The sequence below is a fragment of the Cupriavidus sp. TMH.W2 genome (genome assembly GCF_050847365.1).
Lineage (GTDB): Bacteria > Pseudomonadota > Gammaproteobacteria > Burkholderiales > Burkholderiaceae > Cupriavidus.
Map to the genome: position 1 here is coordinate 758,255 of NZ_CP193792.1, position 15,022 is coordinate 773,276.

A 15,022-nucleotide genomic window follows, 5' to 3' on the forward strand; every position below is an offset into this window, starting at 1 on the left:
GCAGCGGCGCCGCCACACCTTGGCCTGCGCCGCTGCACCTCACCAATTAGGCCAGTTCGCCTGCGATGGTATTGAAGAGGTTGCTGAGATTTGTACCGACGAGCTTCGTGGAGACAATGATTGTCACCGCGATCAGTGCGGCGATCAGGCCGTACTCGATGGCGGTGACACCGTCTTCGTCGCGAATAAACTGCTTTAGGGTTTTGGTCAGACGTTGCATGACAATCTCCTTCTATGGGTGCGTCCCTTGGGGCCGCATGGAAACAACTGTGGATGCCGCGTTTTCACGGGAAGACGACGCGGCAACCCGGCGGTGCACAGATCGCGCAGGCATGGAAGGGCCAGCATCCGGCGCCAGCACGCGCGCCTCGCGGGCTACGCGCCTGGAGGCGGCGTTCAGCCGAGGCATGGACGCATCTGGCCGCGTGCTGGGTATGGCCAGTGCGTATCGCGCAGCGCGGCGGCACGCAGCCGCTGCGCCCGGCGTACTCGACGTGTGCGGCGTGACGGCGCGAGATTGCGGGCGGGCGGACGGCTGGCACGATGTAGCTCCCCTTGTTGAACTTTTTTGCCGCCGGCAATCGCTGTGCTGGCAGGTACGGTGCTCGCCTTGGCGGTGGCACCGCGTGCCTGACATAGGCAAACGGTGGGCCAGCGGTACCCGGATCGTTATGGCACAAGGGCTTGCGGGAAGCGTTACAGCGTGCGCCGCAGCCGTGGCTGGCGCAAAGCAGTGTTTTTTTCACCGCCTCGTTGCCGGCTGGAAACGCGTGGCTTGCAGGGAAATTCGGATGACGCGCCTTATGGATGATGACGGGTTGGCGATGTCCAAGTGCATGATTTGGAGGCTGACGGCTCGCTTCAGCCAAAAGCATGAGAGCACTCGTTGTCATGAATGCGATCCGTACTGCGTTTGGGTGAATGGTCACAGTGTGCGGTGAGCTTGAAATTTCCAGCGGCCGACAGATGGACGAGCAGGCCGTTGTCTGGCTTGACGTTTCCAAATGGAAACAGCCGCCGGCGGGAATAGCGTCGCTGTAGCTGTCTTCGCCAGTGCGGACGACCCGCCCCCCCTTGCTGGAGCTCGCATTTCGCGAGACGGACACACCATGATTCAGCCTCGAAACGTCGCACGCTGCGCACTTGCTCCGTAGCCGGTCAGCGTGCTGCATGCGCCCGTCGCTCCTTGCGTTACAGCCTCGCTGCCACAAGACTTAGCGAAAAGCCGGCGTTCCTCGGCACCGCGTGCGAGGACAGTGCGAGGCCCGACATATAAACAATCGGGGGGCGACCATGAACCAGAAGTCCGTGCGATCGGGCATGTCAGGGCAGGTAGGGGAGCCGCGCTGCGCGTGGCTGGGCCTGGATCGCGTGCGTCTCTACAGCGGTGTGGTGCTGCTGCTGTTCATCGTGCTGATGGGCACATGGGCCTGGTACAGCGATGGATTTACCGACAGGAACGTGAGCCGGCCCAGTGCCGATTTTTCCGTATTCTGGAGCGCGTCGTATCTCGCACTGAGCGAGGGCGCCGTGCATGCCTACGATCTCGGCAAGCACACGCAGGTCATGGCCGCTTACGGCCCCCTCGCACCCGGTCGGGACGTCGTGCTGCCCTGGCTATATCCGCCGACCTTCCTGCTGGCGGTATTGCCGCTGGCGCTACTGCCGCTGGCATTCAGCTATGTGCTGTTCGTGGCCGGCAGCGGCTATGCATACCTGCGCACCGTCCTTGTACTGTTGGGGCCGGAAGCGGAGAGGCATCGCGGCTTGTGGTTGCCGGTGGTGGCATCGCCCGCTGTCCTGATATCGGTCATTCTCGGCCAGAATTCGATGTTGACCGCGGCGCTCGCGGGAGCCGCTGTCAGCCAGCTCGGCAAGCGGCCGGTGCTCGCCGGCGTCTTGGCTGGTCTGCTTGCCATCAAGCCGCAGCTTGCGTTGCTGGTACCCGTGGCCTTGGTGGCCGGCCGGCATGGGCGCACGTTGCTTAGCGCTGCGATCACCGCCATGCTCTTCACGGCCCTCAGCGTGGCGCTGTGCGGCTGGGAGACAATTCCGGCCTTCCTGCGTAGCGCTGCCTGGGCGCGTGAGAACCTGATGGAAGGCACACCGCACGCCTGGTATGGCATGCCCTCCGTGCTGGCTGCTGCGCAAGTGGCGGGGTTGGGCCCGTCCGCTGCGTATGGGGTGCAGGGTGGCATGGCGCTGGCTGCAGCGGCAGCGGTGGCCTATGTCTGGTCGCATAGCCGCGACGTGCCGGTGCGGGCTGCGGTGTTGGCTGCTGCGGCGCTTCTTGCCACGCCATATGTGCGGCACTACGAACTGACATGGATGGGGGTCGCGGTGGCTGGGCTGGTAGCGGATGGCGTCAGATATGGTCTTTCTGGTCGCGAGCGTTTGTTGTGCGTAGTGGCATGGCTGTTGCCGTTGTTTGAGTGTGCTAATCCGCTGATCGGCCTGCCACAGATCGGGCCGGCTATATCGATGCTGCTTGTCGTCGCTGCCGTGCGCAGGGTGAAGGCCCGGCGAACGCTGGTGGCGCCGGCGGCATTGGGGGCCTGATATGGCTGCTTCGCAGTTCGCCCCGAGGAAGCGGTTGTCCTGTGCGCCGGACGATCACTGGTTGGGCATTGACCGTCTTCGCTTGTATTCGCGCACGGCACTGATCTGCTACGCCCTTTACTTCGGCATCTGGGCCGTGCGTGCGGGTGTGCTGGCGGCGCCAGGTGTGGTTGTCCCGGGAGCCGATTTTGTCGCGTTCTGGAGCGCCGCCAAGCTGACGTTGGCCAGCGGGGCCGCAGCGCCGTACGACCATGGCTTGCTGAGACAGGTCGAACTGTCTGCCGTGCCCGGGTTGCCGATTGGTGACGGAGTATTGCCGTGGCTATATCCGCCTACCTACCTGTTGTTCGTGCTGGCATTCGGGTTCCTGCCATACGGTTGGGCCACGCTGATGTTTCTGGCTGGCGGTGTCGGTTGGTATGCATGGGCGATGTGCCGCACCGTGCCGCGTGGCGTCTGGCTCGCCGGCGTGGCATTTCCTGGTGTCGCAGTGGTGGTCGCGACCGGACAGAATGCACTGTGGCTGGCAGGCTGCGCCGGCCTGGCGCTGACATGCCTGCGTTCGCGCCCAGTGCTTGCGGGCATCCTGCTGGGGCTGGTAACAGTAAAACCCCATCTGGCATTGATGTTTCCCATTGCGCTCCTTTGCACGCGTGCATGGCGTGCGTTGTGGGCAATGCTTGCCACCGCGCTGGCGCTTGTTCTTCTTGCGTTGCTGGTGTTTCGTGCTGAGTCGTTTGCCGCGTTTCTGCGCAATGCCGGCATGGCACGCGCGACGTTGGAGCAGAGTGTGGAGTTGTTGCCGCGCATGCCAACTGTCTTCGCTGCAGTGAAACTGGTGTCGGGAAGCTTGCCATGTGCCTATGCGTCCCATGGTGTGGTGGCAGTGGGTGCGCTAGTTGCCGTGATCTACGCTTGGATAAGGCCTTGTAGCTTTGCGTTGCGTGCGGCTGCGCTCATCTGTGCCGGGCTGTTGGTACCGGTCTATCTCTATGACTATGACCTCGCGTTCTTGGGGGTGGCCATCGCCTGGCTGGGCATGCATGCCCACCGCACCGGCTGGCACCTCGGGGAACGCGAATTGCTGGTTTTGTTGTGGCTGCTGCCACTAAGTGGCCTGTTGCTCGGTACATGGATCGGGAAGGGGATCGGGTTTTCGCCGATGCCGCTCGGGCTGGTGCTCGCGCTTGGGCTATGCATTTGGCGAGTACGTCTGGAGAGGACGGGCAAGGCATCACGCGATGCCTGATGATAGTGTGCGCGGAACCGCGTGCCGGGGAGGAAACACACCATGGCCAACCATGAGGAATCTCAGCTACTGTCGCTGGTAGTGCCGTTCTATAACGAAGGCGAGGTGCTGCACGCGTTCTTTGCGCGCGTGGTGCCTATTCTGGAGTCTATCGCGGACACTCGCTTTGAGATTGTCTGTGTCAATGACGGCAGCGCAGACGACACGCTTGCCAAGCTGATCGCGGTTGCGCGGCGCGATGCACGGGTGCGCGTGATTGATTTGACGCGCAACTTCGGCAAAGAAGCTGCGCTGACTGCGGGCATCGATGAAGCAACGGGTGATGCCGTCATCCCCATCGATGCCGATTTGCAAGATCCTCCGGAACTGATTCCGACATTGGTGCAGCGCTGGCGCCAAGGGGCCGAGGTTGTGCTGGCACAACGCGCGAGGCGGACTACCGATTCGTTCCTGAAGCGCGCGACCGCAGCCGCCTACTACCGCGTGCATAACTGCTTGTCGGACCTGAAGATTCCCGAGAACGTAGGCGATTTTCGGCTGATGGACCGTTCGGTGGTTAATGCGTTGAAGCAGCTGCCAGAGCGCCACCGCTTCATGAAGGGCCTGTTTGCGTGGGTGGGATTTGATACCGTGATCGTCCAGTACGAGCGCGAGCCACGCAGCGCCGGCGAATCCAAGTTTTCGGGCTGGCGGTTATGGAACCTGGCGCTGGAAGGCATCACCAGCTTCAGCACGCTGCCGCTGCGCAGCTGGACTTACCTCGGCACATTTATCGCCATGGTGGCGTTCTTCTATGGCATCTACATCGTGATCCGCACCTTAGTACTTGGGGTCGATGTGCCCGGCTATGCGTCGGTGCTTTCCTTGCTTCTGTTTTTCGGTGGTGTGCAGCTAATCGGCCTTGGGGTAGTCGGCGAGTATATTGGTCGCATCTACGATGAGTCCAAGGGCCGTCCGATCTACCTGGTGAAACGCCGCTACCAGGAGCGGCGTCCAGAAGGGCGTGTGGCGGGAAATGCGCGCGTCATCTCGCTGGTCTCGGGAAAACGCAACTGAAGGCTGGAGTGCCGTTCAGCTCAATGCTTACGCAACAAATCACCCGCCGGCTCGTCGCGTACGTAGGTGGCGCCGCGCGATCATTCCCAATAACGCTAACAGGACCAGGGGGGCGATTTGAGGCGAGGGCAACGTGAGTACCACCAGTAGCGCATGTGCGGGCACCAGCCAGGTCAGAAGCAGAAGCAGACGCTCGGCCGAAGTGCTGCCATGGCGCGCCATGTCGACAGACAATAACGCGATCGGGATCGCCAGCCAGGCGAGGTCATAATAGATCATGTAGGGCTGCACCAATAGGGTGCAGGCCACCAGCGCCGAGGCACTGAGTGCTATCCGTGCGGAGGTTGACCATATCCAGACACAGATGGAAACGGCAAGTAGCGCGCAGAGGGTGTGGCCTGCATACGAGATTGGGACCTCTGCACCTGCCGTGCGCAAGATTCCGAATACTGTCGGGGCGCCTCGCAGGGTACTGCCAGCATGTTCTGCCACCGCTTCGCGGAACATGGCTAGGCTGTGGACGAAGGCGGTGAACGTCTCAGTGCCGAAACAGAGTACGGTCAAGGAGAGAAATAATGCGGAGAATGCTGCAGCGCAGGCGATCACGGACCAGCGGCGCTCGCATAGTAGCAATAGCGGAAACAGTACGCCGAGTTGGGGTTTGATGCACAGCACTGCGATGCAAGCCCCCGCGGCGATCGCGCTTCGTCGCATCAGCAGAAGCGCCCCGCCGCATGCCGCTGCCGTGATCAGACTGTTCTGCCCCGCAAGCAAGGCTGCCCAGATGCCAGGGAAGGCCAGTGCTGGGATGTGCCAATGCACAATCTGTTCGTTCACCGCCGCCTTGACGGTGGCTAGGTAGAGTGCAACGCCTCCGACCGAAGCCAGCAGCAGCGCGAGGTCAAATGGCACAGCCGCAATTGGGTAGAGCAGCAGCAAGAACGTTGGCGGGTAAGCAAAAGGCCCAAAGGTATGGTCGAGCAGCGGAGCTTCCGCTGCTCGGAGCAGTTCCCAGTCGTAAGCTGCTGCAGCATCTTGTGTCTGTGCAAGGGCCGAAGCGCTCCAATAGACGACGAAGTCCCAGCCCATGGCCGGAATGGTGGGGTTTGCAATGACGGCATGGCCGTACCACCATGTGGCCACCAAAAGGAATTCAAGAAACAGCAAGGTGGCCGCATAGAGGCGGACACGTGTCGGGGTGATACAGGTGCTCGGCCCTGATTCGGATACTGCAGGTGCCGGTGGGATTTCGGTGACTAGGGACATGCTGTCTCCAGAAGGCCGGCAGGTACTGCGCGGCACAAAGTCAGAACCGCGCTGGAATTATCGATAAGTCCACGACCGGTGCAGCACGAACGTCACCACCGGCACCACAGACAGGATTGCGGCCAGCCCCAGCCAGTACCCGGCGCCCAGCGCTTGCGCTACCGACGACATCCCCAGCGTCATGCCCAACCCCACCATCGACACCGCCAAGAACCGTAAGTAACTATTCCGACTGGGCCTGGCGCCAAAGCTCCACAATGTGTTGAGCAGGTAGGAGCAGATATTGGCAATGATGAAGGCCACGCCGTTGGCGCTTACTTGTGAAGCATGCAGCAGGTAGATCAGCGGCGTGGCCACGGCAACGTGGATAGCGGTGGCGATCACCCCTGATATGCCGAAGCGAAGCAGTTTGGCCAGGGTCCGTCGCCCCGGACGGTGCTGGCGCAGCACTTCGCGCGCGGAGCTACCCGTCGCGTCGTCTGGGTGTGATCCAGCGTGGAGCATGATTGGGCTATGAGGGTGACTGTCAGCCCTGCACGCAAATCAACCCCAAATCCCCCTTCTTCACCTGCAACTTGTAATCCCGCATCAACCTGAACAGCGTCACGCGCGAGATCCCCAACTCCGCCGCCACATCAATCAGCCGTTCATGATGCCGCTGCAGCGCCTCGACGATCGCGGTCTGCTCGGCCGCCTCACGGATAGCCGCAAGCGTGAGCGGCCGGTCGTCGGCGGGCGTGGCCAGCTCCAGGTCGTCTGGCTGGATCACGCCGTCTTCGCACATGGCGGCGGCATGGCGGATGCGGTTGATCAGTTCGCGCACATTGCCGGGCCAGCTATGCAGCTGGATCGCGCGCAGCGCCATCGGCGAGAAGCCGCGAATGCGTGCCGGCGACTGCTTGCGCACGCTGTCCAGCACGTGTTCGGCGATCAGCAGGATGTCGCTGCCGCGTTCGCGCAGCGGTGGCTGGCGCACGCGCAGCACGCACAGGCGGTGGTAGAGGTCGCCGCGGAAGCGTTCGGCTGCGATCGCGGCTTCCAGGTCGACGTGGGTGGCGGAGATGATCCGCACATTCACCTCCACCGATTCCGTGCCGCCCAGCCGCTCGATGCGGCCGGTCTCCAGGAATCGCAGCAGGCTGGTCTGGCTCTCGATCGGCATGTCGCCGATTTCGTCGAGAAACAGTGTGCCGCCCTGTGCCATTTCGATGCGGCCAGGCTTGCGCTTGGTGGCGCCGGTGAAGGCGCCGCGCTCATAGCCGAACAGTTCGGACATCAGCAGCGTGGGCGGAATCGCCGCGCAGTTGACCGCAACGAAGGGACGCGAGGCCCGTTCCGAGGCGCGGTGCACGGCCTGGGCGGCGAGTTCCTTGCCAGTGCCGGATTCGCCCGAGATCAGCACCGGCGTGTCCCAGCGCGACACCTTTTCGATGCCGCGGAACAGCGACTGCATGGCAGGGCAGCTGCCGATCATGCCGTCGGGGCGCGCGGTGCCGGGGCGGGCCTGTTGCGTGCCCGGGCGCAGCTGCGCCATGCCCAGCGCGTGGCCGAGCGCCTCTGCCAGGCGTGGATGCTCGACCGGGGCCGTGTAATAGTCGACGAAGTACAGGCCGAGCAGCCGGCGCGCTGACTCGGTCAAGTCATCCTGGCCTGCGACGATGCCGATCCAGCCGACATGGGGCTGCGCGAGCCAGGGCTCGAACGATTCCAGTTCGGCGTCGCTGAATCCGCATTGCAGGTCCAGCAGCGCGGCCAGCGGCTGGTTGCCCGGTGGCAGGGCCTGGAGGTCTTGCGGACTCGACGCAAAGCTGATTTTCCAGCCGCGCTGTGCGAACAGGCGGCATAGCGTGGCGTCATGGTGCTGCGACAGGTACAGCAGCGGGCGGTTGGCGTACGCGCTCATGATATTTCCCCGGATTATTGTTTTTTACGGAGCTCGCGCCGGTGCTGCCGGCAACTGGCTTCGTTGGCTCTAAGGCTTGCGCCAGCCGCATCGTGACGATGTCGTGCCCGGCGCGTTCCCCAGTTCCTGTTGCTTCACCCCATTCTTGTCCGGCCGCGCCGGCATGCCGGTGCGGCCATTTGTAAGCTGCGTGGCGCCAGTCTGGCCGGCGTGCCGCAGGATTCAGGCTTCACGGGCCGCTCGCCTGAGCTCACGGCCCGTGTCCCTGAATGACCTCCGTTGATCTGTCGGCGATGACAGCTTGTTTCCGCCGATGCGGGCCAGTTCCTGCCGCGTGACCCCGCGCTTGCAGCGCCAGTCCGAATCCGCCCTGGGTTGCGGGGTCGTCCTGAAACTGGTCCTGGGCGAACGCTAGACCGTGTGTTTGCCGGTTCGGTTTCAGCTGACCCTTCTGTGCCGGGCTTCTGTTCGCGCAGACATATGTGCGACGAACGTGCCAGAACTGGCTAAGTTATTGAAAAACAAGGAAAGCGATATTCCCGTCGGGCTTGGCAAAGGGGACGGACGATGAATAACGTTCCGCTTTTGATACGCGTGGCGGAATTTTAATGATGCGCTGCAAAATTCATTGCTGCAGAAAAGTGGCTCAAAAGTAATTTGAAACAAGGAATGTGTGCCGGACAAGCTACCTGGCGACGGTCTGTGCCCATCCGAAGGAGGGAGGGCGGGATTTCAAACGCTGGGGCGGCAGGGCTCGGATGCTGCACGCGAGGGCAGTCCAAAGTAGTTTCATTTCCGTTACAAGGATTTGAAGCCCATACATCTTCCGCCGACATCGGGCGACGTGGCCGGCTTCAGCCTTTTGGTGCCGCATGCACCGTGGCAGCGGCGCGGGGTGGAGATGATCGGCGCGTCGACAAGCCTTCGCACGAACTGGGATTGGGCTACCTCACCCAATTCTCATCTTTAAGGATGGGGCCGGCAGTTTTTCCAATGCTGCCGGCACGCTGTGCCGAATGGTTGCAATGGTGAAACTCCGGCCGGACATGCAAGGTCGCCGCGTCGCTGAAGGTCAGAGTGCCAGGGGGTCCCTGGCAGGCCGGCACGCCATAGACTTCGCTGATCTAGACGAAAATGATTCGTATTGGCAACATCGGCGCGCCAAACAATTTCATGAATGAAACTGCCCGGCATGGTTGTCGGCGACAGGGCTCGCCTGCGAGGTTTCTTGCCGCACCTGTTCCTGCAACCAGCCGTGGAATTGATGGATGGCTTTCTCGCGCGGGTTGCCTTCGCGCCAGGTGACCCAGTAATGCAGGCTCGACGGGATGCGGGTCGGCCCGATCTGCACCAGTTGGCCGCTGGCAAGGTAGTCGTGCGCCAACTGCGCGCGCGCCGTGGCTACGCCCAGCCCGGCCACGGCGGACTGCAGCATCAGGCCGGCGTCCTGGAAGATCGGCCCCCGCCCGGGCTCGTCGCCGGGCAGGCCGGCGGCTTCAAGCCAGTCGCGCCAGGGGCGCAGGGCAAAGCGCAGCATCGGCATGCGCGGCACGTCGGCCAGCGTGAAGCCGGGGTAGCGCGCCAGCAGCGCGGGGCTGGCCACCGCGATCACGTGGTCTTCGATCAGGTTGTGGCACTCGAAGCCCGGCAGGTCGATGCGCTGGTGCCAGATACCCACGTCAACGCTGTACGGGTCGGGCGGCGTGATTTCCGCGTGCAGCCGCAGGTGCAGGTCCAGCGACGGCACCTGGGCGTGCAGGCTGGGCAGGCGCCGGATCAGCCAGGCATTGGCCAGGTCGGCCATCACGCTGACCTGCAGCCTGGTCACCGGCGGCCCGGCGCTGTTGCCGGCCTCGCGCAGTGCGCTTTCGATGCCGTCGAGTGCGCCGCGCACTTGTTCGGCCAGCCGCGCGCCCACGCTGGTGGGGGTCATCTGGCTGCCGGTGCGCTGGAACAGCTTGGTTCCCAGGCTGGTTTCCAGCGCGCGGATGTGGTGGCTGATGGCGCTATGCGTCAGGGCCAGTTCTTCCGCCGCGCGGGAGAAGCTGCGGTGGCGCGTGGCGGCCTCCAGTGCACGCAGCGCTTGCAGCGGCGGCAGGTGGACGGGGCGATTGGTAAGACTGGCAGGGATTTTGGCCATAGCCGTCAAATTCTACTCACAATTGCGGCGGGTATCTTTCGTTGGTGCTGCAATGCAATAAGGATGACAATGCGGGCCATCATGACGACGATGACCTCAAACGTATCCTCCGCGCCTTCGAATGCGCAAGCCACCGCCGATGCGCGTTGGCGAGTGCTGGCGGTATTTTCGCTTGGCTTCCTGGTGTCTTACCTGTTCCGCGGCGTCAACCTGGGCTTCGCGCCGCATCTGACGCGCGAGCTCGGGCTCAACGCTGGCGACCTGGGCCTGCTCACCAGCTTCTATTTCCTTGGCTTCGCCTGTGCGCAGTTGCCGGCGGGTATCCTGCTGGACCGCTACGGCCCTCGCCGCACCGAGGCAGCGATGCTGCTGGTGGCCGTGGCTGGCGCGCTGGTGTTCGCATTGGCGCCGGGCATGGCCGGCCTGGCCGCCGGCCGGCTGCTGATCGGCGTGGGCGTGTCGGTATGCCTGGGTGCCACCATCCAGGCGCTGTCGATGTGGTTCCCGCTGTCGCGCATGCCCTTGCTGAATGGCGTGGTGATGGCCATCGGCGGCATGGGCGCGGTACTGGTTGGCGCGCCGCTGTCGTGGCTGCTGTCGTTCACAGACTGGCGCACCATCAGTATGGGGCTGGCCTGCATCACGCTGGCGATGGCCGCATTGCTTTGGTTCGGCGTGCCTGACAAGCCGCGCGCGGGCAAGGAAAGCCTGCGTGAACAGTTGCGCGGCACGCGCCAGATCCTGGGCAGCGAACGCTTCTGGCGCGTGGTGCCGCTGACGCTGCTCAACCAGGGCGTGTTCATGGCGGTGCAGACGCTATGGGTGGGAGCCTTCCTGCGCGACGTGTCCGGCTTCGATGCGGCGGCCAGTGCGCGGCTGGTTTCGGTGATCGGCTTCGCCATGATGGCCGGCTGCGTCGGCGCGGGCTGGGCCGCGCGCCACCTGGAGCGCATGGGCGTGAGCCTGTATGCCTTTGCCGGCACCGGCATGACCGGCTTTATCGTGATCCAGCTGCTGCTGATGGCGCAGTTGCCGCTGCCGCCGGTGCTGCTGTGGGTGGCCTATGGCGTGTTCGGCTCCAGCGGCATCCTGACTTATGCAGTGCTGGCGCGCAGCTTCCCGGATGCGCTGATCGGCCGTGCCACCACGGCGCTGACGCTGACCGTATTCCTGTCGACCTTTGCCTGTCAGGTGGGTGTTGGCTTCGTGCTGGACCTCTGGCCTGCCGCCGCCGGCGGCCATTACCCGAAGGCGGCGCACCTGACGGCATGGGCCGGGCTGGTGGCGCTGCAGGCGCTGGCGGCGGTGTGGTATGCGATGGGCGGGAGGCGCGCGCGCCGCGAGGCGGCTGCCGCCCGCTGAGCCGGCGGGCTCTAAAGAAAAACCGGCCGATCATCCAGCTCATTCGGGTTGTCCCCGCCGTCCGACGGAAAGTGCGTGGCCAGCAGCGCATGAATGCGCGCCACCGTGGCCAGCACCGGCCGCACCGACAGATCCTGCTTCAGCCCCTGCGCCAGTTCGTCGCACAGCTCGCGCCAGGTCGCGGCGCCCACGCTGGCGTTGATGCCGCGGTCTGCCAGCAGTTCGACGGCGTGGTCGGCCAGGTTGATATAGAGCAGCACGCCGGTATGGTCCATGGTGTTCCAGACCTCGAGCGCGCCAAACAGGAAGCGGGCGCGCTCGCGCGGCGTGACCCCGGCCCAGGCGTGGCCGACCGGCAGGCTGGCCTCGATCACCACGCGGATTTCGCCGCGGTGGTGGGCCTCGCCGGCATGCACGGCCTCGTGCAGCTGTTGCCGTGCTTCGGCCGGAAAGCGCTTGCGGGCCGCGCCGGGGGTAGTGGCGATATGCTGCAGGGCGCGTCGGAGATATGGCATCGTCGTCGTTCCTTGTGCTGTCACCAGTTGCCCGAGGCGCCGCCGCCGTCGAATCCGCCGCCGCCTCCGCCACCGAAGCCGCCGCCGCTGTCACCGCCGCCTCCGCCCCCGCCAAATCCTCCGCCGCCGCTGCGGCGGCCCCAGTCCTGCCCCATGCCATAGCCGCCCAGTCCGCCCAGCCCGCCGGCGATCACGTCGCGCCCGCGCGGGGTGGTGACGATCTGCGGCCCGCGCGAGCGCAGGATCGCGCCGACGAAGAAGAACAGGATGATCGCCAGCGGGAACAGCACCGGCAGCCAGTCGGCCAGCGCGGACGATTGCTGCGCCTTGCGCTGCGGCGCCGCCAGGCCTTCCTTGTCAATGGTGGCCTGGATTGCGGAGACGCCCGCGGCCAGGCCGCCGTAGAAGTCGTTCTGGCGGAAGTGGGGGGCCATCACGTCCTGCAGGATGCGCTTGGACATGGCATCGGTCAGCGACCCCTGCACGCCGCGCCCGACCTCCAGCCGCATCTTGCGCAGCCCGGGCGGGTTGTCCTTGGCGATCAGCACGATCACGCCGTCGTCGATGCCCTTGCGCCCGGCGCGCCAGGCGTCGGCCACGCGGATGCTGTAGGCATCGATCGGTTCGGGATCGGTGGTGGGCACCATCAGCACGAAGATCTGGCTGCCGCGCTGCTGCTCGTATTCCGCCAGCACGTTCTCGAGCGCGCTGCGCTGCTGCGGCGTCAGCGTGCCGGTCAGGTCGGTGACGCGCTGGGTGAGCGGCGGCACCGCGACGAAGCCGTCGGCCGCCAGCGCCCCGCCGGACAGCAGCGCCGCCAGCCACAGCATCGCGGCGGCCAGCCAGGCGTGCCGCCAGGGTGAGCGCAGGGGGTGGCCCATGGTGTGGCCCGCCTCAGAACTTGACCGCGGGCGGCGTGGAGATGGCCTTCTCGTTTTCCACCGCGAACGACGGCTTGACCGGGTACTTGAAGATCATCGCCGTCAGGTTGGTCGGGAAGCTGCGCGCCAGGATGTTGTACTGCTGCACTGCGGCGATATAGCGCTGGCGGGCCACGGTGATGCGGTTCTCGGTGCCCTCGAGCTGCGACTGCAGGTCGCGGAAGGAGGCGTCGGCCTTCAGCTGCGGGTAGTTCTCGGACACGGCCAGCAGGCGCGACAGCGCGCCGGACAGCTCGCCCTGGGCTTGCTGGAAGCGCTTGAAGGCTTCCGGGTCGTTCAGGGTCTCGGGCGAAACCTGGATGCTGGTGGCGGCGGCGCGCGCCTTGGTCACGGCCTCGAGTGTCTCGCGTTCGTGCGTGGCATAGCCCTTGACCGTGTTGACCAGGTTGGGGATCAGGTCGGCGCGGCGCTGGTACTGGTTGATGACTTCGCCCCAGGCTGCCTTGACCGCCTCGTCCCTGGCCTGGAAGTCGTTGTAGCCGCAGGCGGACAGCAGGCTTGCCATGACCGCCAGCAGCAGCCAGCGCAAGACAGGCATCGGCGAACTGCTGGACAACGAGGGGGACGAAGAAGCGCGCATCGGAGGCTCCGGCGGTTGGACGAATCCCAAGTGTAGCGCACCGCCCTTATCACCATGCGCGGCAGGCGGAGCAGCGGGCGCCGCCTGCCGCGACGGGCCTCAGCCCGCGGCGAACGCCTTGCGCGCGGCGTCGAGCGTGGCCGCCAGGATGGCGTCGTCGTGCTGCGCCGAGACGAAGCCGGCCTCAAAGGCCGACGGCGCCAGGTAGACGCCGTGATCCAGCATGGCGTGGAAGAAGCGGTTGAAGTGCGCGCTGTCGCTCGTCGTCACTTCGGCAAAGCTGCCCGGCACGCCGTCGCGGAAGTAGATGCCGAACATGCCGCCGATCGCATCCGCGGCGAACGGCACGCCGGCAGCCCTGGCGGCTTCGGCCAGGCCGTCGGCCAGCTTGCGGGTCTGCGTGGCCAGGCGGTCGTAGAAGCCAGGCGCCTGGATCAGCTTGAGCGTGGTCAGGCCCGCCGCCACCGCCAGCGGGTTGCCCGACAGCGTGCCGGCCTGGTAGACGCCGCCCAGCGGCGCCAGTTTGGCCATGATGTCGCGGCGCCCGCCGAAGGCCGCCGCCGGCATGCCGCCGCCGATGACCTTGCCCAGGCAGGTCATGTCCGGCCTGATGCCGTAGTGCGCCTGGGCGCCGCCCAGCGCCACGCGGAAGCCGGTCATGACCTCGTCGAAGATCAGCACCGCGCCGTCGCGCGTGCACAGCTCGCGCATGGCCTGCAGGAAGGCACTGCTGGCGCGCACCAGGTTCATGTTGCCGGCCACCGGCTCGACGATCACCGCGGCGATCTCGCCGGCGTGCCTGGCGAAGGCCTGTTCCAGCTGCTCGACGTTGTTGTACTCCAGCACCATGGTGTGGCGGGTCACGTCGGCCGGCACGCCGGCCGAGGAGGGCGCGTTCCGGGTAGTGTCGGCAAAGGTCAGCAGGCCGGAGCCGGCCTTGACCAGCAGGCTGTCCGCGTGGCCGTGGTAGCAGCCCTCGAACTTGATGATCAGGTCGCGGCCGGTGAAGCCGCGCGCCAGGCGCAGCGCGCTCATGGTGGCTTCGGTGCCGGACGAGACCAGGCGCACCTGTTCAATCGACGGCACCAGCTTGCAGATTTCCTCGGCCATGGTGATCTCGGCCTCGGTCGGGGCGCCGAACGAGAAGCTGTGCGCGGCGGTTTCCTGTACCGCCCGCACCACTTCAGGATGGGCGTGGCCGACAATCATCGGGCCCCATGAGCCGATGTAGTCGATATAGCGCTGGCCGTCCGCGTCCCACATATAGGCGCCCTCGGCGCGCGTGATGAAGCGCGGCGTGCCGCCCACCGAACGGAAGGCGCGCACGGGCGAATTGACGCCTCCGGGAATGGTCTGCTGGGCGCGGTCGAAGAGCTGCTGATTACGGGACATGGCGTTGAGATGAGAGCAAGGACGGCAGGGATCGTGTGCGGCGGGGCCCGGGACTTATC

13 protein-coding genes are annotated in these 15,022 nt (G+C 65.1%); 4 read left to right on the forward strand and 9 right to left on the reverse strand.

What is annotated here, in order from left to right; translation table 11 throughout:
• Positions 1-46: 46 nt before the first annotated feature.
• Positions 47-220, reverse strand: a complete 174-nt coding sequence (locus ACREYQ_RS03560) for a Flp family type IVb pilin (RefSeq protein WP_432259421.1) — start codon at positions 218-220, stop codon at positions 47-49.
• A 1,073-nt stretch (positions 221-1,293) separates the two neighbouring features.
• Here ACREYQ_RS03560 and ACREYQ_RS03565 point away from each other — a divergent pair.
• Genes ACREYQ_RS03565 through ACREYQ_RS03575 form a run of 3 tightly spaced genes read left to right on the forward strand, consistent with a single transcriptional unit; the run spans position 1,294 to position 4,864 of the window.
• Positions 1,294-2,559: a glycosyltransferase family 87 protein gene (locus tag ACREYQ_RS03565; protein ID WP_432259422.1), complete on the forward strand. Its 1,266-nt coding sequence runs from the start codon at positions 1,294-1,296 to the stop codon at positions 2,557-2,559.
• 1 nt (position 2,560) lies between these two features.
• Positions 2,561-3,808, forward strand: a complete 1,248-nt coding sequence (locus ACREYQ_RS03570) for a glycosyltransferase family 87 protein (protein ID WP_432259423.1) — start codon at positions 2,561-2,563, stop codon at positions 3,806-3,808.
• A gap of 42 nt (positions 3,809-3,850) precedes the next feature.
• Positions 3,851-4,864 carry a glycosyltransferase family 2 protein gene (locus ACREYQ_RS03575; RefSeq protein WP_432259424.1) on the forward strand — a complete coding sequence of 338 codons (1,014 nt, stop codon included), beginning with the start codon at positions 3,851-3,853 and terminating at the stop codon, positions 4,862-4,864.
• Positions 4,865-4,903: 39 nt separating this feature from the next.
• On the opposite strand, the gene ACREYQ_RS03580 is transcribed toward ACREYQ_RS03575, so the two are convergent.
• The 4 genes from ACREYQ_RS03580 to ACREYQ_RS03595 form a co-directional block, all read right to left on the reverse strand.
• Positions 4,904-6,130 carry a glycosyltransferase family 87 protein gene (locus tag ACREYQ_RS03580; RefSeq protein WP_432259425.1) on the reverse strand — a complete coding sequence of 409 codons (1,227 nt, stop codon included), beginning with the start codon at positions 6,128-6,130 and terminating at the stop codon, positions 4,904-4,906.
• Positions 6,131-6,187: 57 nt separating this feature from the next.
• Complete coding sequence (locus tag ACREYQ_RS03585) at positions 6,188-6,634, reverse strand: GtrA family protein (RefSeq protein ID WP_432259426.1); 447 nt, start codon at positions 6,632-6,634, stop codon at positions 6,188-6,190.
• A 22-nt stretch (positions 6,635-6,656) separates the two neighbouring features.
• On the reverse strand, positions 6,657-8,033 hold the full coding sequence (locus ACREYQ_RS03590) for a sigma 54-interacting transcriptional regulator (protein WP_432259427.1): 1,377 nt from the start codon (positions 8,031-8,033) through the stop codon (positions 6,657-6,659).
• A 1,171-nt stretch (positions 8,034-9,204) separates the two neighbouring features.
• Entirely contained in the window at positions 9,205-10,173 is a 969-nt protein-coding gene (locus ACREYQ_RS03595; RefSeq protein WP_432259428.1) for a LysR substrate-binding domain-containing protein, read from the reverse strand.
• An 81-nt stretch (positions 10,174-10,254) separates the two neighbouring features.
• Between ACREYQ_RS03595 and ACREYQ_RS03600 the strand changes: the two genes are divergently transcribed.
• Positions 10,255-11,535, forward strand: a complete 1,281-nt coding sequence (locus tag ACREYQ_RS03600; RefSeq protein ID WP_432259429.1) for an MFS transporter — start codon at positions 10,255-10,257, stop codon at positions 11,533-11,535.
• Between the two features lie 11 nt (positions 11,536-11,546).
• On the opposite strand, the gene ACREYQ_RS03605 is transcribed toward ACREYQ_RS03600, so the two are convergent.
• The 4 genes from ACREYQ_RS03605 to hemL form a co-directional block, all read right to left on the reverse strand.
• Complete coding sequence (locus ACREYQ_RS03605; RefSeq protein WP_432259430.1) at positions 11,547-12,050, reverse strand: TPM domain-containing protein; 504 nt, start codon at positions 12,048-12,050, stop codon at positions 11,547-11,549.
• A 20-nt stretch (positions 12,051-12,070) separates the two neighbouring features.
• A complete protein-coding gene (locus tag ACREYQ_RS03610) occupies positions 12,071-12,931 on the reverse strand; it encodes a TPM domain-containing protein (protein WP_432259431.1) in 861 nt (286 codons plus the stop codon).
• 13 nt (positions 12,932-12,944) lie between these two features.
• A complete protein-coding gene (locus ACREYQ_RS03615; protein WP_432259432.1) occupies positions 12,945-13,571 on the reverse strand; it encodes a LemA family protein in 627 nt (208 codons plus the stop codon).
• 99 nt (positions 13,572-13,670) lie between these two features.
• The gene (hemL, locus tag ACREYQ_RS03620; RefSeq protein WP_432259433.1) at positions 13,671-14,963 is read right to left on the reverse strand and encodes a glutamate-1-semialdehyde 2,1-aminomutase; all 1,293 of its coding nucleotides are present in this window, start codon (positions 14,961-14,963) and stop codon (positions 13,671-13,673) included.
• Positions 14,964-15,022 lie beyond the last annotated feature (59 nt).

Bases quoted from the DNA above. Each gene is read 5' to 3' on its own strand.
- ACREYQ_RS03560 (WP_432259421.1), bottom strand. From the start codon at position 220: ATGCAACGTCTGACCAAAACCCTAAAGCAGTTTATTCGCGACGAAGAC.
- ACREYQ_RS03565 (WP_432259422.1), top strand. From the start codon at position 1,294: ATGAACCAGAAGTCCGTGCGATCGGGCATGTCAGGGCAGGTAGGGGAG.
- ACREYQ_RS03570 (WP_432259423.1), top strand. From the start codon at position 2,561: ATGGCTGCTTCGCAGTTCGCCCCGAGGAAGCGGTTGTCCTGTGCGCCG.
- ACREYQ_RS03575 (WP_432259424.1), top strand. From the start codon at position 3,851: ATGGCCAACCATGAGGAATCTCAGCTACTGTCGCTGGTAGTGCCGTTC.
- ACREYQ_RS03580 (WP_432259425.1), bottom strand. From the start codon at position 6,130: ATGTCCCTAGTCACCGAAATCCCACCGGCACCTGCAGTATCCGAATCA.
- ACREYQ_RS03585 (WP_432259426.1), bottom strand. From the start codon at position 6,634: ATGCTCCACGCTGGATCACACCCAGACGACGCGACGGGTAGCTCCGCG.
- ACREYQ_RS03590 (WP_432259427.1), bottom strand. From the start codon at position 8,033: ATGAGCGCGTACGCCAACCGCCCGCTGCTGTACCTGTCGCAGCACCAT.
- ACREYQ_RS03595 (WP_432259428.1), bottom strand. From the start codon at position 10,173: ATGGCCAAAATCCCTGCCAGTCTTACCAATCGCCCCGTCCACCTGCCG.
- ACREYQ_RS03600 (WP_432259429.1), top strand. From the start codon at position 10,255: ATGACGACGATGACCTCAAACGTATCCTCCGCGCCTTCGAATGCGCAA.
- ACREYQ_RS03605 (WP_432259430.1), bottom strand. From the start codon at position 12,050: ATGCCATATCTCCGACGCGCCCTGCAGCATATCGCCACTACCCCCGGC.
- ACREYQ_RS03610 (WP_432259431.1), bottom strand. From the start codon at position 12,931: ATGGGCCACCCCCTGCGCTCACCCTGGCGGCACGCCTGGCTGGCCGCC.
- ACREYQ_RS03615 (WP_432259432.1), bottom strand. From the start codon at position 13,571: ATGCGCGCTTCTTCGTCCCCCTCGTTGTCCAGCAGTTCGCCGATGCCT.
- hemL (WP_432259433.1), bottom strand. From the start codon at position 14,963: ATGTCCCGTAATCAGCAGCTCTTCGACCGCGCCCAGCAGACCATTCCC.